This is a genomic window from Pseudacidovorax sp., assembly GCF_017991995.1.
Taxonomy (GTDB): Bacteria; Pseudomonadota; Gammaproteobacteria; order Burkholderiales; family Burkholderiaceae_C; genus Xenophilus.
The window spans coordinates 135344-158768 of record NZ_JAGOPN010000006.1 but is presented as its reverse complement, the minus strand read 5'-3'; the positions used below and the strand labels follow the sequence as shown (position 1 = coordinate 158768).

Sequence of the window (23425 nt, the reverse complement as noted above, 5' to 3'; positions counted from 1 at the left end):
CACCCGCCCTGCCATGTCCCTGGCCTTGCTTGCGCCCATGAGCCGATCCCGACTGATCAGCGCCGAGCGACTGGCCCTGCTGGCCGGCGGCACGGCCGCGCCTTGGACCTTCGAGCGCATGGATGCGCCGCCACCGGCCATCGCCGAGGACGAGGGCCCGCCGCCCGAGCCGCCCATCGACATCGAGGCGCTTCTGGCCGAGGCCCGTGCCCAGGCCTATGCCGAAGGCCACGGCGCCGGCGCCGCCGAGGCCCGGGCGCAGGCCGACAAGGCCATGCGTGCGCTGACCGATGGCCAGTTGCACGAGCAGGCCGAGCGCTTCGCCACCCTGCTCGATGCCGCCCGCGAGGGCCTGGATGCGGCCCAGCAGGACATCGCCCGCGGCACGCTGGACATCGCCTGTGCGCTGGCCCGCCAGGTGCTGCGCCAGGAACTGGCCACCCGGCCCGAACTGCTGGAGCCCGTGGTACGCGAGGCCATCGACCTGCTGGTGGCCGACGGCCGCAGCGTGCGCGTGGTGCTCTCGCCCGACGACCATGCCTGGCTGGCAGCTGCGCTGGAACAGGAATTCGCCAGCCGCGGCCTGACCGTGGTCGCCGAGGGTGCGATGCCGCCGGGCGACTGCCGCCTGGAATCGGCCGGCGCGGTGGTCGACGGCGGCATCGCCCCACGCTGGGCCCGCGCCGTGGCCAGCCTGGGCCTGACCGTGCCCTGGGAGGCGCCCGGCGCGGACCAGGTGCCGGCCACGGCCGCGGCCCGTTCGGCGGACGAACAGGAGCCCGACGTTGATGCCGCCTGAGCGCGCCGTGTGGCAACGCTTCATGGACGACGCGCGCCGCCGCGTCGAGCAGGCGCCCGGCCTGGAGGTGCGGGGCACGCTCACGCGCGTGGCCGGCCTGGTGCTGGAGGCGCGCGGCGTGCGCGAGCCCATCGGCGCCCAGTGCCAGGTGGTGATGCCCGGCAGCGCGCCGGTGCTGGCCGAAGTGGTGGGCTTTTCCGGCGAGCTGGCCTACCTGATGCCCGCCGGCGATGTGCATGGGCTGTCGGCCGGTGCCAGCGTTGTGCCCGCCGCTCCCTACGTGCCGGTGCCCCGCCTGGGCGAGCCCGAACGCGATGTGCGCGCGCGCAGCGGCATGCTGCGCCTGCCGCAGGGGCAGGGCCTGCTGGGGCGCGTGGTCGATCCCCAGGGCATTCCGCTGGACGGCCAGGGGCCCCTGCAGGACGTGGTCGCCGAGCCCATGGACCGCCGCCCCATCAACGCCATGGACCGCGACCCCGTGCGCCTGCCGCTGGACACGGGCGTGCGGGCCGTCAATGCGCTGCTCACCGTCGGCCGTGGCCAGCGCATCGGCCTGTTCGCCGGCTCGGGCGTGGGCAAGAGCGTGCTGCTGGGCATGATGGCCCGCTACACCGCGGCCGACGTCATCGTGGTTGGCTTGATCGGCGAGCGCGGCCGCGAGGTCAAGGAATTCATCGAGGACATCCTGGGCGAGGAGGGGCGCGCCCGCTCGGTGGTGGTGGCCGCGCCCGCCGATGCGCCGCCGCTGCTGCGGATGCAGGGCGCCGCCTATGCCACGGCCGTGGCCGAGCATTTCCGCGACCGGGGCCAGCATGTGCTGCTGCTCATGGATTCGCTCACCCGCTATGCCATGGCGCAGCGCGAGATCGCGCTGGCCATCGGCGAGCCGCCAGCCACCAAGGGCTATCCGCCCTCGTGCTTCGCGCGGCTGCCGCAGCTGGTGGAGCGCAGCGGCAACGGCCTCAACGGCGTGGGCTCGATCACCGCCTTCTACACCGTGCTGTCCGAAGGGGACGACCAGCAGGACCCGATCGCCGACGCGGCCCGCGCCATCCTGGACGGGCACATCGTGCTGTCCCGCGCCCTGGCGGAAGAGGCGCACTACCCGGCCATCGACATCGAGCAGTCGGCCTCGCGCGTGATGCACAACGTGGCCACGCCGGAACACCTGGAGGCGGCGCGGCGCTTTCGCACGCTCTATGGCCGCTACCGCAGCAGCCGCGACCTGGTGCGGGTGGGCGCCTACGCGGCGGGCAGCGATGCGGTGCTGGACGAGGCGATCCGCCTGCAGCCCGTGATGAGCGCCTTCCTGCAGCAGGACATGCGCGAAGGCGCGCCCATGGACGAAAGCGTTGCCGGCCTGCAGTACATCGCCGACGCCGTGCAGGCGAACTGACCGGCGCCCGATCTTTTTTTCCGAGGATGTCCATGACCGCACCCAAGACCGACGCGTTGGCCATGGCCGAGCAGATGGCCCGGGCCCGGCGCGATGCCGTGGCGCAGCAGCTGGCCGTGGCGCGCCAGGCCTGGGTCGCGGCGCAGCTGCAGCTGGACCAGCTGGAAGGCTATGCGCAGGAAACCACCGCCCGCTGGGGTGCCTCCGAAGCGCGGCATGCGCCCGAGATCATGCGGCACCACTACCAGTTCATGGACCGGCTGCACCACACCATCCGGATGCAGACCGGCATCCTGGAGCAGCATGCGCAGGCGGTCTCGCGGATCTCTGCCAAGGTGCGCGAAGCCGAGCAGAAGCTCGAAGCGCTGCGCCAGGTGATCGCCAGCCGCGACGCCAAGGCGCGCCAGGCCGAGCAGCGGCGGGAGCAGAAGGCCGCCGACGAACTGGCGGCGCAGGTGCACCGGCGTGGCCCGGGGCGTGCGTCGTGGGAGGGCCGGTGACCGTCGTGTCGGCCTCTGCGGCCGGCGCCGCCACGGCCAAGGCGCCGACGGGGCTGCCGGCTCCGGGTGGCGAGGTGGGCCTGCAGGCCCGGGCGGCCGGTGAGGGCGCCGGATTCGCGTCGCTGCTTCGGCAAGCCAACGGGGCCGAGGCGCAGGCGCCGGCCGGCGCGTCGCAGGGGAGCGCCGCGCGCGCGCGGCCTCCGGGCGCCGAACGAGCCCCGGACGGAGCGCATCGCCCGGCGACGGCGGCCGCGGAGGCAGAAGCGGCGCCCTCGGTGCCCACGCCGCCCGATGCGGCCGCGGACCCATTGGCAGCGCCCGGCACGGACCACAGCGACAAGGATGAAACGGAAGCGCTGCAGGAAGATCCGCCGGCCGCCGTCGCTGCGCAGGACCTGGCGCTGATGCTCTCGCAGCGCCGGCAGACGCCCGATGGTGCCCAGGCTGGCCGCGCGGAGCCCGCGGCAGGGTTGGGCGTCGAGGCCGTCGGCGATGCCGAGGCGGGCGGGCCGGCAGGCCGCGCGTCCGCCATGTCGGCCGGCGCCGGCCTGGCGTCCGCCGCAGGGCCGGGCGGCGGTACCCAGGAGCGCGAGGGTGCGATGGCCGGGAGCCCGGCAGCGCCGCATGGCGCGCGCAGCGCCGCGACCCCCGTCGTCCAGACGCCGGCCGAAGCGGCCAACGCGGCCGGGTCCGCCCGCTGGCAGACCCGCATGCTGGGCCAGGCCCTGGCCGATCACCGGCCGGTGCCTGAGGTGGCCGCGCCCGCACATCCGGCCGGCGCGTCCGCGCATGGGCACGCCGGCGCCGCGGGCGCCCTGCTGCCGCAGTCGCCGTCGAATCCGGTGCTGGCCGCACAACATGGGGCAGCGGCGACGCCGCCGATCGCGCCGGATGCGGCAGCGGTCCAGCCGCCGTCTGCCCTCCTGCCGGCAGAGGCGGTGCTTGCCGCGGGCTGGAAGCGCGTCGACGAGCCCGATGCCGATGCGTCCGCTCCGGCTTCGACGACGGTCGTGCCGCCCGGCTGGCCGGTTGGTGGTGCGCCCGATCTGGGCGGCACGCTGCCCGTCACCGCGCCCTCGGCCGCCACGCACGTGGGCGCCGCCTGGGGCGACGCCTCGGACGCGCTGCTCGACCCGATCAGCTGGTGGGCGGCGCAGCAGGTGCAGGGCGCACAGCTCACGGTCGCGGGGCCGGGCGACGCGCCCGTCTCGGTGCAACTGCGGCTGCAGGGGCAGGAGGCGCAGGTGCTCTTCCAGAGCGACGACCGGCAGGCGCGCCAGTTGATCCACCAGTCGCTGCCGCAGCTGGAGCAGATGCTGGCCGGCCAGGGCCTGAGCCTGGGCTCGGCCAGCGTGGGCACCGCGCCGGGCCAGGGGCAGGGCGCCGGCGCGCAGGCGCAGGGCGGCGGCTCGACGCCGCCGGAGTCCGGGGCCGGCCGGTCTTCGGCCGACCCGGCCGACATGCCTCCCGCGATGGCATCGGTCGGGACGCGCCGACCGGGTCGTGGCGCGCTCGACCTCTTCGTGTAATCCGGAAAGAAGCCGGTTTTCCTGCCTTTGTTCCGCGGCTCGGCCCGGGCGGGTGCGCCGAATAATTCCGCCAAGGTCCGGTGCCGGGCCCTGCAAACCGAGGGGAATGATCCGTGTCCGCCAATGCCGCCGCCGAAGGGGCCGCCAAGCCCAAGAGCAACCTCATCAAGATCGTGCTGATCGTCGTGGCCGTGCTCGTGCTGGCGGGCGGCGCCGCCGGCGGAACCTGGTTCTTCATGAAGGGTGGCAGCCATGCCAAGGGCAAGGACACCCATGCCGAGGCCGCGGCCGGCGACGAGGAGGACGACGAGGCGCCCTCGTCGGCCAAGAAGCCCGCCCCGATCTACATGGCCCTGGACAACATGGTGGTCAACCTGGCCGACCCCGGCGGTGACCGCTTCGCGCAGATCGGCGTGACGCTCGAACTCAGCGACGAGAAGCTGGGCGACCAGATCAAGCAGCGCCTGCCGGCCGTGCGCAGCAGCATCCTGATGCTGGTCTCGCAGCGCACCGCGGAGGAGCTGCTGCGGCGCGACGGCAAGGACAAGCTGGCCCAGGACATCGTCATGGAGGTCTCCCGCGTGGCCGGGCTGCGCACGCCGCGCCCCATCCGCACCGACGGCGAGGGCGACAGGCGACCGCTGACCCAGCGCTACACCGGCCCCATCCGCGCCGTGCTGTTCGCCAGCTTCATCGTGCAGTGAGCGCGTGCCGTGCCCGGAGGTGAAGCGATGAGCGAGGACTCCCTTTCCGACCCCGCGCAGGCCGCCACGCCGCCTGGCGTGCTGGAGCTGCTGCCCAGCGACCGGCGCGTGCGCCAGCCGCTGCCCATGCTGGACGTGGTCAACGAACGCTTCGTGCGCCACCTGGGCCAGGGGCTGTTCCAGCTGTCGCGCCGCAGTGCGCAACTGGGCGCCGCGAGCGTGCAGGTCCGCCGCTGGGAAGAGGTCATGGCCGACTACACCGGCGAGCTGGCCATGCCCGCCTGCTTCGGCGTGTATGGCCTGCAGCCGCTGCGCGGCCAGGCGCTGTTCGCCTGCGACAGCGGTTTCGTCTCGGCCCTGGTGGATGCGCTGTACGGTGGCGGCGGCACGGTCCACACCCCCATCGACCGCGACTTCTCGCCCACCGAGCAGCGCGTGATCCAGCGGCTGATGGTGCTGCTGGGCCAGGAGTACGCCCGCGCCTGGAAGGACGTCTATCCACTGGTGCCCAGCTATCTGCGCCACGAGCGGCTGCCGCAGTTCACCGGCGTTGCGACGCCGCAGGATGCGCTGGTGGTGACCACGCTGTCTGTCGCGCTCGGCACCTACGAAGGCCAGCTGCGCCTGTGCCTGCCCTACGCGGCGCTGGAGCCGATCCGCGACGTGCTCTATGGGCCGCAACAGGCCACCGCGCTGGCGGAGGACCGCCGCTGGGTCGGCCAGCTGGCACGCGAGATCCAGGCCGCCGAGGTCACGCTGGTGGCCGAACTGGCCCAGGCGGAACTGAGCGTGGCCGATCTGCTGGCCATGAAGCCCGGCGACTTCATCCAGCTGGACCGCCAGCCGATGGTGCTGGCCACCATCGAAGGCGCCCCCGTCTTCGCCTGCCGCTACGGCACGCACAACGACCGCTATGCGCTGCGCATCGAGCAGCACCTCGGCAGCCAAGGAGCCTTCCATGAGCAATGACACCTCTTCCTCTTCCGCCGCCTGGGCCGAGCCGCTGGAGCCCGGCGAGCCTGGCGCCGCCGCGGCCACGCCCGATGCGGCGGCGATGGCACAGGACATCCAGCGCGTGCTGGACATCCCGGTGCAGCTGTCGGTGGAATTGGGCCGCAAGAAGGTGCCGATCAAGCAGGTGCTGCAGATGGGGCAGGGGACCATCGTCGAGCTGGACACGCTGGCCGGCGAGCCCATGGATGTGCTGGTCAACGGCTACCTGGTCGCGCAGGGCGAGGTGGTGGTGGTCAACAACCGCTTCGGCATCCGGCTGACCGATGTGGTGACGCCTTCCGAGCGCCTGCGTCGCGTGCACCGCGCCTGAGCGCCTTTTCCTTCGATCCGATCCGGGTGCTTGCCGCGTGACGCAGAGCCTTCTCACCATCGTCCTCTTCATTGCGCTGATCGCGTCGCTGCCCTTCGTGCTGCGGCGCCTGCGCGCACGGCAATTGCTGGCGCCGGGCGCGGCCGATGCGGCGTCGCGCGTGGTGTCGGCGGTGGCCGTGGGGCCGCAGCAGCGGGTGGTCACCGTGGAAGTCGGGCCGGCCCATGCGAGGACCTGGCTGGTGCTGGGCGTGACGGCGCAGGCGGTGAACTGCCTGCACACCCTGCCTGCGGCCGGCATCCTCCCTGTCCAGGAGCCCGGCGATGCGTAAGTGGATCGCGGGCGCGGGCCTCGGCCTGGCGCTCATCGCGCCGGTGCTCGCGCAGCAGGCGCCCGCGGCCGGCCAGCTGCCGCTGCTGATCGGGCAGGGCGCCGGCGGCACCAGCTACTCGGTGCCCATCCAGACGCTGCTCTTCTTCACCGCGCTGAGCTTCCTGCCGGCCGTGGTGCTGATGATGACGGGCTTCACCCGCATCGTGATCGTGCTGTCGCTGCTGCGGCAGGCCATGGGCACGCAGGCTGCGCCGCCCAACCAGGTGATCATCGGCCTCTCGCTCTTCCTCACGCTCTTCGTGATGGGGCCGACGCTGGACAAGGTCTACGCCGAGGCCTACGAGCCCTACAGCCGCAACGCGATCGCGTTCGACGAGGCGCTCTCGCGCGCCGAGCAGCCGATGCGCCAGTTCATGCTCAAGCAGACGCGGCAGTCCGACTTCGCGCTGTTCGCGCGGCTGGCCAAGCTGCCCTCGGAGACCACGGCCGAGACGGCGCCGCTGCGCGTGCTGATCCCGGCCTTCGCCACCAGCGAGCTGAAATCGGCCTTCCAGATCGGCTTCATGATCTTCATCCCCTTCCTGGTGATCGACATCGTGGTGTCCAGCGTGCTGATGTCGCTGGGCATGATGATGCTGTCGCCGGTGCTGGTGGCGCTGCCCTTCAAGCTCATGCTCTTCGTGCTGGCCGACGGCTGGAACCTGCTGCTGGGCTCGCTGGCCGCCAGCTTCATCACCTGACCGCTCTCTTCGAGGACCTTTTCCATGAACGCCCAGATGGTGCTGACGACCGGCCAGGACGCATTGCTGCTGCTGCTGATGGTCTCCGCGCCCGTGCTGCTGGCCGTGTTGGCGGTCGGCCTGGTGGTGAGCATCTTCCAGGCCGTCACGCAGATCAACGAGGCCACGCTCGCCTTCGTGCCCAAGCTGGTCGCGGCCGTGGCCGTGCTGGCCATCGCCGGGCCCTGGATGCTGACGATGCTGGTGGACTACCTGCGCCGCATCATCGAGTCGCTGCCCAGCGTCGTCGCGTGATCTCCCGCCCGGCACCGGGCAGTCGGCCGGCCGTGCGAGCCCACGCATGCTGACCTTCAGCGAAGCCCAGCTCACGGCGTGGATCACGCCCGTGCTCTGGCCCTTCCTGCGGGTGCTGGGCCTGTTCACCACCGCCCCCGTGTTCTCCTCGCGCGCGCTGCCCGTGCGCGCGCGCATCGGCCTGGCCTTTGTCATCGCCCTGTGCGCGCAGGGCGTGCTGCCGCCGGCCCCCGCCATCGGCGTGGACAGCCCGCTGGCCCTGGGAGCGCTGGTCCAGCAGGCCGGCATCGGCATGGCCATCGGCTTCGCGGCGCGGCTGATCCTGGCCGCCGTGGAATTGGCGGGCGAACTGGCTGGCCTGCAGATGGGCCTGAACTACGCCAGCTTCTTCGATCCGATCAACAACACGCAGGCCAGCGCCGTGTCGCGCTTCTTCGGCACGCTGGCCACCTTGCTCTTCGTGGTGGTCAATGGCCACCTCGCGGTCCTGATGGCCGTCATCAAGAGCTTCGAGGTGTTCCCCATCGGCGGCGGCCTCATGGATGCGCTGATGCGGGTGCGTGTGCACGAGCTGGGCGCCGAGCTCTTCGCCAGCGCACTATGGATCGCATTGCCGATGGTCGGGCTGCTGCTCTTCGTCAACCTGGTGCTGGGCATCATCTCGCGCGTGGCGCCGCAGATGAACATCTACGCCATCGGCTTTCCGGTGACGCTCACGGCCGGCATGGCGGCCATGGCCTGGGTGCTGCCGATGCTGGAGTCGCCGCTGCTGGGCCTGATCGACCGGATGCTGGGCGGTTTCGTGGGTGGCCGTTGAGGCCAGGCCTCAACTGCGCTTGCCTTGCGCCGGCGCTGGGCCTACTGCGGTACGCAGAAGTAGCCGCCCCCGTCGAAGGGACGGCCGAGCCCGTCTTCGGCGCGTGCGTGGTAGCCGGTGGGTTTCCAGTGTGTGCCGTTCTTGTCGAGCGAGCCACACACGCGGTCGCCGGCCGAAGCCAGCGTCTGGGGCACCGGGCCGAAGGCGCCCGGACGGTCCCAAACCCAGGTGTCGCCTTCCTTGACGAGCCGCGGAGGAATCGGGTCCTCGCGGTCTCCGGGACGGGCCATCCAGGCACAGCCCTGCAGGGTGAGGAGGACGAGCACGGGCAGCAGGAAAGTCGAGCGCTTCACGGTGTATTCCAGTCGAGCCAATAGCCCCGGGATGGGGTTTTGGGCGGCAGTCTAGGAATCGATGCGGGGGGCGGATCGGCCTGCTGTCAAGCGCTTAACATTTGCAAAGCAACATTCACGAACCCGAGGAAAGGGCGCGAATGCACGCGCCCGACCCACAGCGGTGACACAGAGGAGATGGGGGAGGGATCGCGAACCCGGCGGGTTCGAGGCCCGCTGGCGCGGACACGATGATCGAAGAAGAAGGTGACGAGCCTTACCCCCGGCACTGGCTACGCAGTTAGGGCTGCTTGGTTCCCCACCTGACCCGGTTGGCCGCTTGACCATGCGGGGAGGCCCGTCGAGGTCGATCATAACCCAGGCTTGCAAGCCATCCCGCGGCGGCGGGCCATCCCGGGGCCGCGGGCACCGCCTCTTAGAATCGACCGGATGTCCTACCTCGTGCTCGCCCGCAAATACCGTCCTCGCAATTTCGGCGAGATGGTGGGCCAGGAGCATGTGGTGCAGGCCCTGAGCAATGCGCTCACGCAGCAGCGGCTGCACCATGCCTACCTCTTCACCGGCACCCGCGGCGTGGGCAAGACCACCGTCTCGCGCATCCTGGCCAAATCGCTCAACTGCCAGGGGCCGGACGGCCAGGGCGGCATCACCGCCACGCCCTGCGGCGTGTGCCAGGCCTGCACCGACATCGATGCCGGCCGCTTCGTCGACTACACCGAACTGGACGCGGCCTCCAACCGTGGCGTGGACGAGGTCCAGGGCTTGCTGGAGCAGGCCGTCTACAAGCCGGTGCAGGGGCGCTTCAAGGTCTTCATGATCGACGAAGTGCACATGCTCACGAACACCGCGTTCAACGCGATGCTCAAGACGCTGGAAGAGCCGCCCGAGTACCTGAAGTTCGTCCTGGCCACCACCGACCCGCAGAAGGTACCGGTCACGGTGCTCAGCCGCTGCCTGCAGTTCAACCTGCGGCCCATGGCGCCCGAGACGGTGCTGGATCACCTGACGCGTGTCCTGGGCGCCGAGCAGATCGAGGCTGAGCCGGGCGCGCTGCGCCTGCTGTCGCGTGCGGCGCGCGGCTCCATGCGCGATGCGCTGTCCCTCACCGACCAGGCCATCGCCTATGGCAACGGCAGCCTTGCCGAAGGCGGTGTGCGCCAGATGCTGGGCAGCGCCGACCGCGGCCATGTGCATGCGCTGATCGACGCCCTGGCGCGTGGCGATGGCGGCACCGTGGTCGAGACCGTCGAGGCCATGCGCGTGGCTGGCCTGGCCGCCGCGTCCACGCTGGAGGAGATGACGGCCGTACTCCAGGCCATGGCCGTGCTGCAGGCCGTGCCCGCCCGCGCCGCGGCCGTCGATGCCGCCGACCCGGATGCGGCCGAGGTGGCGCGGCTGGCCGGCGCCATGCCCGCCGACGAGACGCAACTGCTCTACAGCATCTGCCTGCATGGCCGTGCGGAACTGGGTCTGGCGCCCGACGAGTACGCCGGGCTCACCATGGTGCTGCTGCGTCTGCTGGCCTTCAAGCCTGCGGGCGCGGCTGAAAAAAAAAGTCCGCTGAACGCTGAGGCGCGGCCGGCACCCGCCGGCATGGCGGTGGCGCCTGCGACGCCGCGGGGCTCGTCCGCGGCGCAGGCGTCTGCATCCGCGCCACCGGCTGCGCATGCGCATCCCGCACAGTTGCCGGAGACGCCTTCCGAACGGCTACCGGCGGAGCGGATGCCCCCTGCGCAGCAGGCATCGCCGGCGCCCGTCGTCCTGCGTGCCGAGGCCGAGACGCACGCCGTCTCCGTTGCACGTCCCGCCCCCGTGGCGCCCGCTTCCGCACCCGCAGCCGGGCACCCCGTGCAAAGGCTGCCGGTCGTCGACATGCGGGGCCGCAGTCCTTCGCCGCCGCCCAGGCCGGCGCCCGCGACCGGCGAGCCCGACACGCCGGTGGTTGCCGTGCCGCTGCGCGTGCAGCCGCCGCCGGGCGCGCGCGAGGCGCCGCGCGAGTCCGCCGCCGGGCGCATCCGTCCCAGCGAGGAGGGCGATTTCTGGCACCAGACCGTGATGGGCCTCGTGGCCGCCGAGGCGATCAATGCCCTGGCACGCGAACTGGCGCTGCAGTCGCAGCTCGTGGCGCGCGACGTCGACCAGTGGCTGCTGCGCGTGGAGCGCGAAACCCTCAACCAGGGCGCCAGCCGCGAGCGGCTGCAGAATGCCCTGGCCGGCGCCGGCCACGCTGTGCGGCTGGCCATCGAGGTGGGCGCCGTGGTCGACAGCCCGGCGCTGCGCAACAGGGCGGCTGCCGAGGCCCGCCAACTCGCGGCCGAGCAAGCCATCATGGGCGATCCCGATGTGCAGGCGCTGATGCGCCAGTGGGATGCCCGCATCGTGCCCGGCTCCCTCAAGCCGGCCTGATTCCGTTCACCGACAACCTTATCTCCAGACCTAGGAAGGAACCCGCCCATGTTCAACAAAGGACAACTCGCCGGCCTGATGAAGCAGGCCCAGGCCATGCAGGACAACCTCAAGAAGGCCCAGGAAGAACTGGCGCACATCGAGGTCGAAGGCGAATCCGGCGCCGGCCTGGTCAAGGTCGTCATGACCTGCAAGCACGACGTCAAGCGCGTGACCATCGACCCCAGCCTGCTGGCCGACGACAAGGACATGCTTGAGGACCTCGTGGCTGCCGCCTTCAATGCCGCCGTGCGCAAGGCCGAGGAGACCAGCGAGCAGAAGATGGGCAAGATCACGGCCGGTATGCCGGGCCTGCCCGGTGGCATGAAGTTCCCCTTCTGAGCCAGCCTTCCGCCGCTCCACCATGTCCGACGCCCATTCGCTCGACACGCTGATCGAGGCGCTGCGGCGCCTGCCGGGTGTGGGCGCCAAGTCGGCCTCGCGCATGGCCTTCCATCTGCTGCAGCATGATCGCAACGGCGCGCAGGTGCTGTCCCGCGCGCTGCAGGACGCGGTGCTGCAGGTGCACCACTGCAGCCGCTGCAACACCTTCACCGAGGCCGAGCTGTGCGAGGTCTGCCGCGACCCGCAGCGCGACGCCAGCAAGCTGGCGGTGGTGGAGACGCCGGCCGACCAGGCGGCACTGGAGCGGACGGGCGCCTTCCGCGGCTACTACTTTGTGCTGATGGGGCGTTTGAGTCCGCTCGACGGCGTGGGCCCGCGCGACATCGGCCTGCACCAGCTCGTGGCGCGGGCCACCGACGGCCATGTGCGCGAAGTGATTGTCGCCACCAACTTCACGGCCGAAGGCGAGGCGACGGCCCATGTGATCGCCGAGGCGCTGCGCAGCCGCGGCCTGACCGTGACGCGCCTGGCGCGTGGCGTGCCGGCCGGCAGCGAGCTGGAGTACGTCGACCTGGGCACCATCGCGCACGCGCTGGTCGACCGCCGTTGAGGCGCAAGGCGTGAACGCGAGCCATCTGACGCTGGCCTACTGGTGCGTGCTGGTGGCCGCCTTGCTGCCCTACCTGACGGCCTACATCGCCAAGGCGGGCGCCTTCGCCCGCCGCGACAACGATGCACCACGCGACTGGGCCGGCCGCCTGGAGGGCTGGCGCGCGCGGGCCATGGCGGCCCATGCCAATGGTTTCGAAAGCCTGCCCTTCTTCATCGGTGCGGTGGTCATCGCCCACCAGTACGGCGCGGCGCAGGCGCGGCTCGATGCCCTCGCGGTCGCCTACGTGCTGCTGCGGGTGGTGTTCGTGTCGCTCTACATCCGCGGACGCAGCACGATGCGCAGCGCCGTGTTCGCGCTGGCGCTGCTGGTCAACATCGCGATCCTCTTCGTCGGGCGCTGAGCCACCCGGTGGGCGGTAGGGGGCCGCCGCTGCCCGCGGTGCGTTCCGTGGAAACCCGTGTGGGGGATGGTCCGGATGCTGCTGCGCGTCGGCGCCTCCTAAGCTCGTGGCAAATGCCCGGGCTCTCCTGAAGGGCGCGGCCCCCTCGATGCGACGGGGCGGCGACCCTGTCAGCGAGCACCACAGCCTTGCCAGAGAGGAACCACCGCCGCCATGCTCCACCGCCGCGCCTTCTGCGCCGCGGCCGCCGCAGGTGCCGCGCTGGCCATCGCGCCTGGCGTGCGCACCCAGCCGCGGCTCGAAAAGAACCGCGTCGTCATTGCCGTCGCGGGCAAGGCGTCGTTTTACTACCTGCCCCTGACGCTGTCCGAGCAGCTGGGCTACTTCCGGGCCGAGGGCCTGGACGTGGAGGTGGTGGACCATGCGGCGGGCGCGCGGGCCCTGCAGGCCCTGCTGAGCGGTTCGGCCGATATCTGCTCGGGCGCCTTCGAGCACACGCTGAACCTGCAGGCCGGCGGCCAGTTCTTCCCTTGCTTCGTGCTGCAGGGCCGCGCGCCCCAGGTGGCCATGGGCACGTCGACCAAAGGCTTTGCGGCCTATCAGGCGGTGCCCGATCTGCGCGGGCGTCGCGTGGGCGTGTCGGCCGTGGGATCGGCCACGCACATGATGGCCAGCCTGGTGGCGGCCCGCGGCGGCCTGCGCCCTGGCGACGTGCAGTACGTGGGCGTGGGCTCGTCCGCGGGCGCGCTTTCCGCGCTGCGCACGGGCCAGGTGGATGCCATGAGCAACAGCGAACCGGTGATGACGATGCTCGAACAGAAAGGCGATGTGAAGCTGATCGCCGATTGCCGCACCTTGCGTGGCACGGCCGAGGTGTTCGGCGGTCCCATGCCGGCCGCCTGTCTCTATGCGTCCGAGGACTTCCTGCGGCGCGCACCCAACACGGCGCAGGCGGTGGCCAATGCGGTCGTGCACAGCCTCAAGTGGCTGCAGACGGCCGGGCCCGGCGACCTCATCAAGGCGCTTCCCGAAAGTCACCTGCTCGGCGACCGCGCGTTGTACCTGGCGGCCTTCGACAAGGTGCGCGAGTCGATCGCGCTGGACGGGCTGGTTCCCCCGGAAGGGCCGCGCACGGCACTGGCCGCCATGACCACCTTCGACGCCAGCTTCAGGCCGGAGCGGATCGAGCTGGACCGGCTCTATACCAACGACTTCGCCCAGCGCGCCAAGGAGCGCTTCAAGGCCTGATCGGCGGCGCGCCGGTCAGCGCTTCTTCTTGGACGGCGAGCCGCCACGGGGCGACGTGACCGCCTTCTTGGAGCTGGCCGTGGTGCTGCGCGCAACCGCGCGCGTGGACACCGGCGCGACCGCGGCCCGGGCCACACCGCCGCCGCGCTTGCTGGTGACCACGGCATGCTTGGCGCCGCTGCCCACGTTCTCGGCGGCCGCCGCACGCACGGGCAGGTACACCACGACCTGGAAGCCGCGCTTGAAGCGGTGGCCCGCTGCCACGTCGTTCCACTGCGCCACCCGTGCGGGGCTGAGCTTATAACGGTTGGCGATGCTGGTGACGCTGTCGTTGCGGCCCGCCTTGACCACGGTGCGGCGGGTGACGATCTCGGGCTCGAAGCTCAGGTGGCCCGTCTCGGCCACCACTGCGGCGACGTCTTCCTTCACGCGGGCGGTGCGGGGCACGATCAGCGTGGAGCCCGACTTGATCAGCATGCGCGGCGGGATGTTGTTCATCGCACGCAGGTCGGCTTCGCTCATGCCTGCGCGCTGGGCGGCGTCGGCCACGGTCATGGTGGAGGGTACCGTCCAGGCCGTCCAGCTCGCGTACTGGCCCTGGTTGTAGGCCTCGAAGTTGCGCTTGAAGACGGCGGCGTTGTCCCAGGGCAGCAGGATGGGCGTGCCGCTGGCGGCCAGCAGCACCGGCTTGTGCGCGGCGGGGTTGAGGGCCCGGAAGTCCTCGATGCGCACGTCGGCCAGCTTGGCGGCGAGTTCCACGTCCAGGTCGCGCGTGAGCTCGACGGTCTGGAAGTAGGGGTGGTTGGCAATGAAGGGCAGGTCGACGCCGAACTGCTGCGGGTTGGCGACGATGTTCTTCACCGCCTGCAGCTTGGGCACGTAGTAGCGGGTCTCGTCGGGCATCTTCAGATCGGCGTAGCCTGTGGGCAGGCCAGCCTTCTGATTGCGCGCGATGGCGCGGCCCACATTGCCCTCGCCCCAGTTGTAGGCCGCCAGCGCCAACTGCCAGTCGCCGAACATGGTGTACAGGCGCTGCAGGTAGTCGAGGGCGGCGCGGGTGGAGGCGACCACGTCGCGCCGGTCGTCGCGAAACAGGTTCTGCTTGAGGTCGTAGTCGTTGCCGGTGGCCGGCATGAACTGCCACATGCCGGTGGCCCGGGCGCTGGAGACGGCCTGCGGGTTGAAGGCGCTCTCGATGTAGGGCAGCAGCGCCAGCTCGGTGGGCATACCGCGCCGTTCGAGCTCTTCGACGATGTGGAAGATGTACTTGCTGGAGCGCTCCGTCATCCGCTGGATGTAGTCGGGCCGGGTGGCGTACCACTGCTCGCGGTCACGCACCAGGTCGCTGTCCAGGTCGGGCATCTTGAAGCCGCGGCGGATGCGGTCCCACATGTCCACCGGCGGCGCGAGGGTGACCACGCTGTGGCCGCTCCATTCCTGGCTGCCGGGCACCAGCGGCGTCAGCCGGCCCGAGGGATAAACCGGCGCGGCCGAGGACGAGGAGGCCGCCGCAGCGGCCTGGATCGCCTTGGAGTCGGGCGGGGTGCTGGCGCAGCCGGCCAGGAACAGCGAGGCAGCCACCATGGCGGCGGCGAGAAGTCTCTTCATCGGAAGTCGTTTTTCCATTGGCGCAGGGCAGCGAAGACGGCAACCTCGTCGTCGGACTGCACGCCGGGCGCGTGCGCCTGGACGGCGGCGATAACGGTGCCTTCGCGCGAGCGCAGAAAGGGGTTGGTGCGGCGCTCCATCGCCAGCCGGGCCGGCAGGGTGGGGCGCCCCTGGGCGCGCAGCGTCTGGCAGTGGCGCTCGTGATCGACTAGCGCGGCATTGCCGGGTTCCACCGCCAGGGCAAAGCGCAGGTTGGAGAGGGTGTACTCATGCGCGCAGCACACCTGGGTGTCGTCGGGCAGGGCAGCCAGCGCATCGAGCGAGGCCAGCATCTGCGCCGCTGTGCCCTCGAACAGGCGGCCGCAGCCGCCCGAGAAGAGGGTGTCGCCGCAGAAGAGCAGCGGATGGGAAAGAGGGGCGGGCGGCTCGCGCAGCACGTAGGCGATGTGGCCCGCGGTGTGGCCGGGGACGTCGATCACCTCGAAGGTCAGACCGAGCGCGCGCGCAGGGTCGCCACCGCGCAGTGGCGTGAAGGGCTGGGGGATGTTTTCAGTGGCCGGACCGAAGACCTGAGCTCCGGTGGCCTCGCGCAGCGCAGCCACGCCGCCCGTGTGATCGCCGTGATGGTGTGTGACTAGAATCGCCGCCAGTTCAAGCCCGGGCTCCCGGGCCAAGGCGTCGAACACCGGTCCGGCGTCGCCTGGATCCACCACGGCGGCCTGCGCGCCAATCTGGAGCATCCAGATGTAGTTGTCGGCGAAAGCAGGCAACGGAACAAGGGTCATGACCGATCAAATTATAAAGTTGGGCGATTGGTTGAAGACCCCGCCCGGCCGCCTGCTGCAGGCCTGGGAGGCGTCGCAGTTCGACGAGGCGGTGGTCGACATCTTTGGTTATCACGCACTGCAGCTGGGCTGTGCCGAGATCGACACGCTGCGCACCAACCGCATGCCGCATCGCTGGCTCGCCGGCGGTCCGGAGGAGCCGCCGGCCGCTTCGGCCGGCCTGCTGACGGACTTCTCGGCCTTGCCCTTCGGCGCCAACAGCCTGGACCTCGTCACGCTGCCTCACACGCTCGAACTCGCTGCCGACCCGCACACCACGCTGCGCGAGGTGGAACGGGTGCTGGTGCCCGAAGGCCGCGTGGTCGTCTGCGGGCTGAACCCGGCGAGTCTCTGGGGCCTGCGGCAGCGCCGGGCCCGACTGTACCGGCATCTGGGCGGCGGCGAACTTTATTTGCCGGGCCCCTCCGAACTCATCAACTACTGGCGTCTGCGCGACTGGCTGCGTCTGCTGGGCTTCGAGGTCGAGTCCGGCCGCTTCGGCCTGTACCGGCCGGCCGCGCGCGGTGAAGCCTGGCTGCAGCGCTACCGCTGGATGGACGACCTGGGCGAGCGCTGGTGGCCCATCTTCGGCGCCGTCTATTTCGTCGTCGCGGTCAAGCGCGTGCGCGGCATGCGTCTGCTGCCGGCCGACTGGAAGCGGCGACCGGCGATGGCTGCGGCACCGCGCCCGATCGCCGGCCGGACGTCCAGAACTGGAAAGAAACACACCCTTTGAACGAAGTCACGATCTACACCGACGGTGCCTGCAAGGGCAATCCCGGCCCAGGCGGCTGGGGCGCCTGGCTCAAGTCCGGCACCTTTGAAAAAGAAATCTTCGGCGGCGAGCTGGACACCACCAACAACCGCATGGAGCTGATGGCGGTGATCGAGGCGCTGGCCGCGCTCAAGCGGCCCTGCCGCGTGGTGCTCTTCCTGGACAGCCAGTACGTGCGCCAGGGCATCACGTCCTGGATCCGCAGCTGGAAGGCCAAGGGCTGGCGCACCTCGACCGGTCAGCCGGTCAAGAATGTGGAGCTGTGGAAGCGGCTCGATCAGCTGGTGGCCGACGGCGGGCACCAGATCGAATGGCGCTGGGTGCGCGGGCACTCGGGCGATCCAGGCAATGAACGCGCGGACGCACTCGCCAACCGTGGCGTGCTGCACGCGCAGGGGCGCGCCTGAGCTTTCCGTCGTTGTTCACGGCGACCGCCGGGCGCCAGGCGCGCACCGCCGTCAGGACAGCGTGTCCAGCAGCAGCACGTCGACTTCCTCGTCGGCGTCGACGTGGCCCTGATCGTGCGGCAGCACGACCAGGGCGTCTGCCGCCACCATCGCGCTGAGCACCGCCGAACTCTGGTTGAGCGCGACGTCGACCACCGGCAGGGCGCCGGGCACCCGGCGGAGCACCGCGCGCTGGTACTCGGTCCGGCCGGGGCGCTTGCGCAGCGCGCGGCTCGTGCGTGCACGCACCAGGGGCGGCGCGACCGCCTCGGCTGCGCCGCACCCGGCCAGTTGCAGCAGCGCCGGCCGCACGAAGACCAGAAAGCTCACCATCGCGGCCACCGGGTTGCCCGGAAGGCCGAAGAAGGGCAGCGGGGCGCCGGCATCGCCCGTCAGCACGCCAGCAGCAAAGGGGCGGCCGGGGCGCATCGCGACGTGCCAGAAGGCCAGTTCGCCCGATGCTGCGAGTGCGGACCGTGTGTGGTCGGCCTCGCCCACGCTCACGCCGCCGGAGCTGATCACCACGTCCGCCTGCCGTCCGGCATCGGTCAGCGCTGCGGCCAGGGCGTCGGCCCGGTCGGGCACCGGGCCCAGGTCGAGCGGCGCCAGGCCCAGGCTGCGCACGAGCGCCGAGAGGGTGGTGCGGTTGCTGTCGTAGATCGCACCGGGACGTGGCGGCTCGCCGGGCTGGAGCAGTTCGTCCCCGGTGGACAGGACGGCGACGCGGAGCCTGCGCCGCACGTTCACCTCTGCCTGTCCGAGACTCGCGAGAAGGCCGAGCGCCGCGGGCGCCAGGCGTGTCCCCGCAGCCAGTGCCAAGCCCCCGGCCCGCAGGTCCTCGCCCGCCTTGCGGCAGTGCGCGCCGGCGACGACGCGGAGGCGGTCGAAGCGCACCCGGTCGGCCTGCGGCTGGCACAGCTCCTGAGGCACCACGGTGTCGGCGCCCCGTGGCATCACGGCGCCCGTCATGATGCGCAGGGCTTCGCCCGGGCCCAGCTGGCCGTTCCACGGTGCGCCCGCGCGGGCTTTTCCCACCACGCGCAGGTCCAGCTCCGCGCCGGCGGACTGCAGCGCCGCGCCGGAGAAGGCATAGCCGTCCATGGCGGCGTTGTCGTGCGGCGGAACGGAAACCGGCGACAGGACGTCCGCCGCCAGGATGCGGCCCACTGCTTCACCCAGCGCGATCTGCTCGGTCGGCAGGTCCTTGCGGCCACGCGCGACCAGACGGGCGATGCGCTGGTGCACTTCGTCGACATGCAGGTCGGGCGTGGTGTCGGCGTGGGAGGGATGGTTGGGCGAAGAGGTCATGGCGGGAGGCGTGCCGGCAGGGCGCGGCCGCCGAGTATCGGCCGCCTCAGCGCTGGTCGTTGAGGGCGGCGAGCGCTTCCAGGGTGTTGATGTTGGCGAAGGCGGCCGGGTCGCCGGGCTGGTCGAAGGGCACCAGCTGCGCGCCCTGCTGGCGTGCCCAGCCCATGACGCGGCGCTCGCCGCGGGCCAGCCAGTCGCACAGGCTGGCGTGCAGCCGCGTGTGGACGAGGCAGAACACGGGTTGCGGACGCGCGTCGTCGTCGCCGGGCCCGCTTCGAACCGTGGGGATGGCGATGTCGGCCGCCGCGGACCGGGCGGCCTGCAACAGGCGTGCGGCAAGGTCGGGGGGAAACGCCGGCACGTCGCACGGCACCGTCAGCAGCCATGGCGTGGTGCAGTGCTCCATGGTGGCCAGCATGCCGGCGAGCGGGCCGGCAAAGCCGGCGATGCTGTCCTGTACCACCGGTACGCCGAAAGTCTCGTAGGTGGGCAGATGGCGATTGGCGCTGATGAGGCAGGCCTCCACCTGGGGCTGCAGCCGTTGCAGCGCGTTCAGCGCCAGCGGCTGGCCGCGATAGGGCTGGAGGCCCTTGTCGGCGCCGCCCATCCGCCGGCCCTGGCCGCCGGCCAGCACGGCACCGGTGAGGGCGGCCGCCCCGAGGGCGGGTGGGTGATGCAGCGGCGCGTCAGCGGCGCTCAACGGCGGTCCTCCGGCCTGGCTGGCGGCGTGCGCATCCACGCGGCAAGAGGGCTGGCGTTCATCCGCCGATGTAGCTCATCTCGACGCGGCGAGGGGCCGGACCCCCGTCCACCTCGTCGGCAGGCCGGCGGGCCCGCAACTCGGAATAGCGGTCGCCCCGCTGCGTCCAGATGCTGCGCACGGTGCGCGCCAGCGCCTCGTCGTCGGCGCCACCGCGCAGCAGTTGCCGCAGGTCATGGCCCTGGGAGGCGAAGAGGCAAAGGTAGACGCGGCCTTCGGTGGAAAGGCGAAGCCGGCTGCAATCGCGGCAGAAGGCCTGCGTGACGCTGCTGATGACGCCGATCTCGCCGCGGCCATCGGCGTAGGCCCAGCGCTGCGCGGTCTCGCCCGGGGCGCTGGCCTCCAGGGGCAGCAGCGGCAACTCGGCGGCGATGTGCGCCACCACGTCGGCGGAAGGCATCACCTCGTCCATGCGCCAGCCGTTGGTGGCGCCCACGTCCATGTATTCGATGAAGCGCAGCACCACGTCGCCGCCATGCCGCTCACGGAAGTGCCGCGCCATCGGCAGGATCTCCTGCTCGTTGGTGCCGCGCTTGACGACCATGTTGACCTTGATCGGCCCCAGCCCCGCCTCGCGCGCGGCATCGATGCCGGCCAGCACGTCCGCGACCGGGAAATCCATGTCGTTCATGCGGCGGAAGACGGCGTCATCGAGCGCATCGAGGCTGACCGTCACGCGCTGCAGGCCGGCGGCCCTGAGCGCATGCGCCTTGCGTGCAAGGAGCGAGCCGTTGGTGGTGAGCGTCAGATCCAGTGGCGACCCGTCGGGCGTGCGCAGCGCGGCGAGTTGCTCGATCAGGTGCTCGATGTTCTTGCGCAGCAGCGGTTCGCCCCCCGTGAGGCGGATCTTGCGCACGCCCTGGTCGACGAATACGCGCGCCAGACGCGTGATCTCCTCGAAGCTGAGCAGCGCGGAATGCGGGAGGTAGACATGGTTCTTGTCGAACACCTCCTTGGGCATGCAGTAGCTGCAGCGGAAGTTGCAGCGGTCGGTCACGCTGATGCGCAGGTCGGTGAGGGGACGCCCGAGCCTGTCCTGCAGCAGGCCTGCGCGCACCCCCTCTTCGTCGCGCGGCGCGGGCAGGGGCGCATCGCGGCGCTGGTCGACGAGGGGAATCACGCGAAAGGCCATGGGATCTGTGTGGAGCGGCGCCTCGCAAGGGCGACGTCGGTGGGCGTTGCAGTTTATCGACGGGGTGCATTCCGGCGCAGCGTGGGGTCTGCCCTTGCGGGAGAACCCTGGGGGGACGGCCGCGCGCTGCCCGCGGGCAGGCGACGCCCAGCCGCCGACACCCCCTGCGTCCGCTGGTAGCCGGACCGGCGCCCGGACTACATCGACGGGGCGGGCCGGGTGGTTCACTGCCAGCGCTCCAACGTTGGAGGGCGGGCGTCCTCCCGGTGCCGGAGCGCCGCCATAACCGCAAGGACCGACCATGAACGACTCTGAAACCGCTGCCTGGCCTGCCACGCGCCGGCGTCCGCGCACCGCGCGCCGCTGGCTTGGCCTGGCCATCGTGGGATTGGGCGTGTTGGTGCTGGCAGGGCAGGTCTGGTCGCTGGTTGCCAGCAGCGCGGTGGTGGGGCAGGCCCTGGTGGGTGGCTCGGTCGCGGCCCTGGCCACGGCGCTGGGTACGCTGCCGGTGCTGTTCTCCCAACGGCTTTCCGAGCGCGTACAGGACACGCTCTTCGGCTTCGGTGCCGGGGTCATGCTGGCGGCCTGCGCTTTTTCGCTGATCCTGCCTGGGCTGGAGGTGGCCAAGGAGCAGGCGCTGTTCGGCGGCGGCCGCTGGTCCGCGGGCGGCGTGATCGGCGCCGCGATCCTGCTGGGCGCAGCGGCCTTGATGACCATGGAAAAGCTGCTGCCTCACGAACATTTCATCAAGGGCCGCGAAGGACGCGACACCGATGCCGTGCGCACGTTGCGGCGCACCTGGCTGTTCGTGATCGCCATCGCCCTGCACAACCTGCCCGAAGGACTGGCCATCGGCGTCGGCTACGCGGGCAACGATGGGCTGCGTGCCAACGCGCTGGCGACGGGCATCGCGATCCAGGACGTGCCCGAGGGGTTGGTGGTCGCGGTGGCGCTGCTGGCTGCGGGTTATGGGCGCGGTCTCGCGGTTGCGCTGGGCATGGCGTCCGGCCTGATCGAGCCGCTGGGCGCTGTGCTCGGCGCGGCAGTCGTTGAGCATTCGGCCCTGCTCCTGCCCTGGGGACTGGGCTTTGCGGCCGGCGCGATGCTCTTCGTCATCAGCCACGAAATCATCCCTGAGTCCCATCGGAAGGGCCATGAGGCCTTCGCGACGGGTGGGCTGATGGTCGGCTTCGTCCTGATGATGTTGCTGGACACGGCGCTCGGTTGAGCCCCGTGCACGGCCGGCATCAGCCGTGGCGAATGGCGATCGTCTTCATCGTGGTGAAGCCGTACAGCGCCTCGAAGCCTTTCTCGCGGCCGTAGCCGGAAGACTTCACGCCGCCGAAGGGCAGTTCGACCCCGCCGCCCGCGCCGTAGTTGTTGATGAACACCTGGCCGCTGCGCAGCCGCTTGGCCATTCGGAACTGCCGCGAGCCATCGCGCGTCCACACGCCGGCCACGAGGCCGAACTGCGTGGCATTGGCCAGGCGCACCGCGTCGTCCTCGCCATCGAAACGCATGGCCGCCAGCACGGGGCCGAAGACTTCCTCCTGGGCGATGCGGTGGTCCACCGGCACGTCGCGCAGCAGCGTGGGCGCCTGGTAGAAGCCGGAATCGGGCGCCTCCTCCACGACCTGGCCCTGGGCCACCATAGGGATGCCGGCGGTCTGGGCATCGGAGAGGAAGTCCCACACGCGCTGTTGCTGGGTCTGACGGATCAGCGGGCCGAGGTCCAGGTCCATGGCGGCGGGGCCGACGCGCAGCTTCTCGAACGCTGCGCCGAGGCGGTCGAGCAGCGGTTCGTAGATGCTGCCTTCGATGAGCACGCGCGAGCCGGCCGAGCAGGTCTGGCCCGAGTTCTGCACGATGGCATTGATGAGCACCGGAATGGCGGCATCCAGGTCGGCATCGGCAAAGACGATCTGCGGGCTCTTGCCGCCAAGCTCGAGGGTGACCGGGCAGTGGCGCTCGGCGGCCACCTGTTGGATCAGCGTCCCCACGCGCGGACTGCCGGTGAAGCTGATGTGGTCGATGCCGGGGTGGCGTGCCAGTGCGTCGCCCACCTCATGGCCGTAGCCGGTCACGATGTTGATGGCGCCCGCGGGAAAACCCACTTCGGCGGCCAGTTGCGCCACGCGGATGAGCGACAGGCAGGCGTCTTCGGCCGGCTTGACCACGCAGCAGTTGCCCGCGGCCAGCGCGCCACCGACGCTTCGCCCGAAAATCTGCATGGGGTAGTTCCAGGGGATCACATGGCCGGTCACGCCATGCGGCTCGCGCCACGTCATGACACTGTAGCCGTCCAGGTACGGAATGGTTTCGCCGTGGAACTTGTCGCATGCCCCGGCGTAGAACTCGAAGTAGCGCGCCAAGGCCAGCGCATCGGCGCGTGCCTGCTTGGTCGGCTTGCCGCAGTCACGTTGCTCCAGCGCCGTGAGTTCGTCGGCGTGTTCCGCCACCTTCACCGACAGGCGGTACAGCAGGCGGCCGCGGTCGGCGGCCGACAGGCGGGCCCAGGCGCCCTCGTAGCAGGCGCGCGCGGCCTGCACGGCGGCGTCGATGTCGCGCGCATCGCTGCGCTGCAGTTCGTCGAAGGCCTGGCCGTCGGAGGGGTCGAGGACCGGAATCACGCGGCCGCTGGCGGAGGCGGCATGCTCGTTGGCGATGAAATTCAGTTGCATGCCCCCAATTGTGGAGGAGCCGTCGCCATTGCGTCGGCGGGGATAATGTCC

General features: G+C 71.1%; 26 protein-coding genes and 1 other RNA gene. 19 read left to right on the top strand and 8 right to left on the bottom strand.

Features of this window, described 5'->3' with window-relative positions:
• Window positions 1-37 precede the first annotated feature (37 nt).
• From KBC94_RS10360 to fliR, 11 genes are all read left to right on the top strand, one after another.
• A complete protein-coding gene (locus KBC94_RS10360; RefSeq protein ID WP_294369613.1) occupies window positions 38-799 on the top strand; it encodes a flagellar assembly protein FliH in 762 nt (253 codons plus the stop codon).
• Window positions 789-2195, top strand: a complete 1407-nt coding sequence (fliI, locus tag KBC94_RS10355) for a flagellar protein export ATPase FliI (protein ID WP_294369896.1) — start codon at window positions 789-791, stop codon at window positions 2193-2195. Before KBC94_RS10360 ends, fliI begins: the two co-directional genes overlap by 11 nt.
• Window positions 2196-2227: 32 nt before the next feature.
• Entirely contained in the window at window positions 2228-2695 is a 468-nt protein-coding gene (locus tag KBC94_RS10350; protein ID WP_294369610.1) for a flagellar export protein FliJ, read from the top strand.
• 275 nt (window positions 2696-2970) lie between these two features.
• Window positions 2971-4224, top strand: a complete 1254-nt coding sequence (locus tag KBC94_RS10345; RefSeq protein ID WP_294369607.1) for a flagellar hook-length control protein FliK — start codon at window positions 2971-2973, stop codon at window positions 4222-4224.
• 113 nt (window positions 4225-4337) lie between these two features.
• Window positions 4338-4928 (top strand): flagellar basal body-associated FliL family protein, encoded by a 591-nt coding sequence (locus KBC94_RS10340; RefSeq protein ID WP_294369604.1) that lies wholly within the window; start codon window positions 4338-4340, stop codon window positions 4926-4928.
• 27 nt (window positions 4929-4955) lie between these two features.
• Entirely contained in the window at window positions 4956-5897 is a 942-nt protein-coding gene (fliM, locus tag KBC94_RS10335) for a flagellar motor switch protein FliM (RefSeq protein ID WP_294369601.1), read from the top strand.
• A complete protein-coding gene (fliN, locus tag KBC94_RS10330; protein ID WP_294369599.1) occupies window positions 5842-6252 on the top strand; it encodes a flagellar motor switch protein FliN in 411 nt (136 codons plus the stop codon). Before fliM ends, fliN begins: the two co-directional genes overlap by 56 nt.
• A 37-nt stretch (window positions 6253-6289) precedes the next feature.
• Complete coding sequence (locus KBC94_RS10325; protein WP_294369596.1) at window positions 6290-6583, top strand: flagellar biosynthetic protein FliO; 294 nt, start codon at window positions 6290-6292, stop codon at window positions 6581-6583.
• On the top strand, window positions 6576-7325 hold the full coding sequence (gene fliP / locus KBC94_RS10320; protein ID WP_294369593.1) for a flagellar type III secretion system pore protein FliP: 750 nt from the start codon (window positions 6576-6578) through the stop codon (window positions 7323-7325). The genes KBC94_RS10325 and fliP overlap by 8 nt, the downstream gene beginning before the upstream one ends.
• Before the next feature lie 24 nt (window positions 7326-7349).
• Complete coding sequence (fliQ, locus tag KBC94_RS10315; RefSeq protein WP_017757546.1) at window positions 7350-7619, top strand: flagellar biosynthesis protein FliQ; 270 nt, start codon at window positions 7350-7352, stop codon at window positions 7617-7619.
• Between the two features lie 46 nt (window positions 7620-7665).
• Complete coding sequence (gene fliR / locus KBC94_RS10310; protein ID WP_294369590.1) at window positions 7666-8436, top strand: flagellar biosynthetic protein FliR; 771 nt, start codon at window positions 7666-7668, stop codon at window positions 8434-8436.
• A 41-nt stretch (window positions 8437-8477) separates the two neighbouring features.
• Here fliR and KBC94_RS10305 read toward each other — a convergent pair whose 3' ends face one another.
• On the bottom strand, window positions 8478-8789 hold the full coding sequence (locus tag KBC94_RS10305; protein ID WP_294369587.1) for a hypothetical protein: 312 nt from the start codon (window positions 8787-8789) through the stop codon (window positions 8478-8480).
• Between the two features lie 245 nt (window positions 8790-9034).
• Window positions 9035-9131, bottom strand: an RNA gene (ffs, locus tag KBC94_RS10300) — signal recognition particle sRNA small type.
• A gap of 87 nt (window positions 9132-9218) precedes the next feature.
• Here ffs and dnaX point away from each other — a divergent pair.
• The 5 genes from dnaX (at window position 9219) to KBC94_RS10275 (ending at window position 13840) form a co-directional block, all read left to right on the top strand.
• Window positions 9219-11195, top strand: coding sequence for a DNA polymerase III subunit gamma/tau (dnaX, locus tag KBC94_RS10295; RefSeq protein ID WP_294369585.1), 1977 nt, complete (start codon window positions 9219-9221; stop codon window positions 11193-11195).
• Window positions 11196-11243: 48 nt separating this feature from the next.
• On the top strand, window positions 11244-11576 hold the full coding sequence (locus tag KBC94_RS10290; protein ID WP_017759408.1) for a YbaB/EbfC family nucleoid-associated protein: 333 nt from the start codon (window positions 11244-11246) through the stop codon (window positions 11574-11576).
• 22 nt (window positions 11577-11598) lie between these two features.
• A complete protein-coding gene (recR, locus tag KBC94_RS10285; protein WP_294369580.1) occupies window positions 11599-12189 on the top strand; it encodes a recombination mediator RecR in 591 nt (196 codons plus the stop codon).
• Between the two features lie 10 nt (window positions 12190-12199).
• On the top strand, window positions 12200-12592 hold the full coding sequence (locus KBC94_RS10280; protein WP_043118994.1) for an MAPEG family protein: 393 nt from the start codon (window positions 12200-12202) through the stop codon (window positions 12590-12592).
• A gap of 213 nt (window positions 12593-12805) precedes the next feature.
• On the top strand, window positions 12806-13840 hold the full coding sequence (locus KBC94_RS10275) for an ABC transporter substrate-binding protein (RefSeq protein WP_294369577.1): 1035 nt from the start codon (window positions 12806-12808) through the stop codon (window positions 13838-13840).
• Between the two features lie 15 nt (window positions 13841-13855).
• On the opposite strand, the gene KBC94_RS10270 is transcribed toward KBC94_RS10275, so the two are convergent.
• Complete coding sequence (locus KBC94_RS10270; protein ID WP_294369574.1) at window positions 13856-15448, bottom strand: transglycosylase SLT domain-containing protein; 1593 nt, start codon at window positions 15446-15448, stop codon at window positions 13856-13858.
• Window positions 15445-16233, bottom strand: a complete 789-nt coding sequence (gene gloB, locus KBC94_RS10265; RefSeq protein WP_294369571.1) for a hydroxyacylglutathione hydrolase — start codon at window positions 16231-16233, stop codon at window positions 15445-15447. Before gloB ends, KBC94_RS10270 begins: the two co-directional genes overlap by 4 nt.
• On the opposite strand from gloB, the gene KBC94_RS10260 reads away from it, so the two are divergent.
• Together KBC94_RS10260 and rnhA are read left to right on the top strand one after the other, a co-directional pair.
• Entirely contained in the window at window positions 16232-17008 is a 777-nt protein-coding gene (locus KBC94_RS10260; RefSeq protein WP_294369567.1) for a methyltransferase domain-containing protein, read from the top strand. The two genes, gloB and KBC94_RS10260, sit on opposite strands and share 2 nt — an antisense overlap.
• On the top strand, window positions 17005-17454 hold the full coding sequence (gene rnhA / locus KBC94_RS10255; RefSeq protein WP_017761721.1) for a ribonuclease HI: 450 nt from the start codon (window positions 17005-17007) through the stop codon (window positions 17452-17454). The genes KBC94_RS10260 and rnhA overlap by 4 nt, the downstream gene beginning before the upstream one ends.
• A 51-nt stretch (window positions 17455-17505) precedes the next feature.
• Here the strand turns inward: rnhA and glp are convergent, their stop codons facing one another.
• The 3 genes from glp to moaA are packed head-to-tail and all read right to left on the bottom strand — an operon-like array spanning window position 17506 to window position 20693.
• Window positions 17506-18801 (bottom strand): gephyrin-like molybdotransferase Glp, encoded by a 1296-nt coding sequence (glp, locus tag KBC94_RS10250; protein WP_114804391.1) that lies wholly within the window; start codon window positions 18799-18801, stop codon window positions 17506-17508.
• Between the two features lie 46 nt (window positions 18802-18847).
• A complete protein-coding gene (mobA, locus tag KBC94_RS10245; protein ID WP_366934673.1) occupies window positions 18848-19501 on the bottom strand; it encodes a molybdenum cofactor guanylyltransferase MobA in 654 nt (217 codons plus the stop codon).
• Window positions 19502-19559: 58 nt separating this feature from the next.
• Entirely contained in the window at window positions 19560-20693 is a 1134-nt protein-coding gene (gene moaA / locus KBC94_RS10240) for a GTP 3',8-cyclase MoaA (protein WP_294369562.1), read from the bottom strand.
• Window positions 20694-20994: 301 nt separating this feature from the next.
• Between moaA and KBC94_RS10235 the strand changes: the two genes are divergently transcribed.
• On the top strand, window positions 20995-21921 hold the full coding sequence (locus KBC94_RS10235; RefSeq protein WP_294369561.1) for a ZIP family metal transporter: 927 nt from the start codon (window positions 20995-20997) through the stop codon (window positions 21919-21921).
• A gap of 19 nt (window positions 21922-21940) precedes the next feature.
• On the opposite strand, the gene KBC94_RS10230 is transcribed toward KBC94_RS10235, so the two are convergent.
• Window positions 21941-23374 (bottom strand): aldehyde dehydrogenase family protein, encoded by a 1434-nt coding sequence (locus KBC94_RS10230; protein ID WP_294369560.1) that lies wholly within the window; start codon window positions 23372-23374, stop codon window positions 21941-21943.
• Window positions 23375-23425 lie beyond the last annotated feature (51 nt).

Excerpts from the sequence above, each read along its gene's own strand:
- gloB (WP_294369571.1), bottom strand. The coding sequence starts at position 16,233 with ATGACCCTTGTTCCGTTGCCTGCTTTCGCCGACAACTACATCTGGATG.
- KBC94_RS10290 (WP_017759408.1), top strand. The coding sequence starts at position 11,244 with ATGTTCAACAAAGGACAACTCGCCGGCCTGATGAAGCAGGCCCAGGCC.
- fliR (WP_294369590.1), top strand. The coding sequence starts at position 7,666 with ATGCTGACCTTCAGCGAAGCCCAGCTCACGGCGTGGATCACGCCCGTG.
- glp (WP_114804391.1), bottom strand. The coding sequence starts at position 18,801 with ATGACCTCTTCGCCCAACCATCCCTCCCACGCCGACACCACGCCCGAC.
- KBC94_RS10360 (WP_294369613.1), top strand. The coding sequence starts at position 38 with ATGAGCCGATCCCGACTGATCAGCGCCGAGCGACTGGCCCTGCTGGCC.
- fliQ (WP_017757546.1), top strand. The coding sequence starts at position 7,350 with ATGAACGCCCAGATGGTGCTGACGACCGGCCAGGACGCATTGCTGCTG.
- KBC94_RS10275 (WP_294369577.1), top strand. The coding sequence starts at position 12,806 with ATGCTCCACCGCCGCGCCTTCTGCGCCGCGGCCGCCGCAGGTGCCGCG.
- fliN (WP_294369599.1), top strand. The coding sequence starts at position 5,842 with ATGCGCTGCGCATCGAGCAGCACCTCGGCAGCCAAGGAGCCTTCCATG.
- KBC94_RS10350 (WP_294369610.1), top strand. The coding sequence starts at position 2,228 with ATGACCGCACCCAAGACCGACGCGTTGGCCATGGCCGAGCAGATGGCC.
- KBC94_RS10230 (WP_294369560.1), bottom strand. The coding sequence starts at position 23,374 with ATGCAACTGAATTTCATCGCCAACGAGCATGCCGCCTCCGCCAGCGGC.
- KBC94_RS10235 (WP_294369561.1), top strand. The coding sequence starts at position 20,995 with ATGAACGACTCTGAAACCGCTGCCTGGCCTGCCACGCGCCGGCGTCCG.
- KBC94_RS10260 (WP_294369567.1), top strand. The coding sequence starts at position 16,232 with ATGACCGATCAAATTATAAAGTTGGGCGATTGGTTGAAGACCCCGCCC.
- dnaX (WP_294369585.1), top strand. The coding sequence starts at position 9,219 with ATGTCCTACCTCGTGCTCGCCCGCAAATACCGTCCTCGCAATTTCGGC.
- moaA (WP_294369562.1), bottom strand. The coding sequence starts at position 20,693 with ATGGCCTTTCGCGTGATTCCCCTCGTCGACCAGCGCCGCGATGCGCCC.
- KBC94_RS10270 (WP_294369574.1), bottom strand. The coding sequence starts at position 15,448 with ATGAAGAGACTTCTCGCCGCCGCCATGGTGGCTGCCTCGCTGTTCCTG.
- fliI (WP_294369896.1), top strand. The coding sequence starts at position 789 with ATGCCGCCTGAGCGCGCCGTGTGGCAACGCTTCATGGACGACGCGCGC.
- fliP (WP_294369593.1), top strand. The coding sequence starts at position 6,576 with ATGCGTAAGTGGATCGCGGGCGCGGGCCTCGGCCTGGCGCTCATCGCG.
- recR (WP_294369580.1), top strand. The coding sequence starts at position 11,599 with ATGTCCGACGCCCATTCGCTCGACACGCTGATCGAGGCGCTGCGGCGC.
- fliM (WP_294369601.1), top strand. The coding sequence starts at position 4,956 with ATGAGCGAGGACTCCCTTTCCGACCCCGCGCAGGCCGCCACGCCGCCT.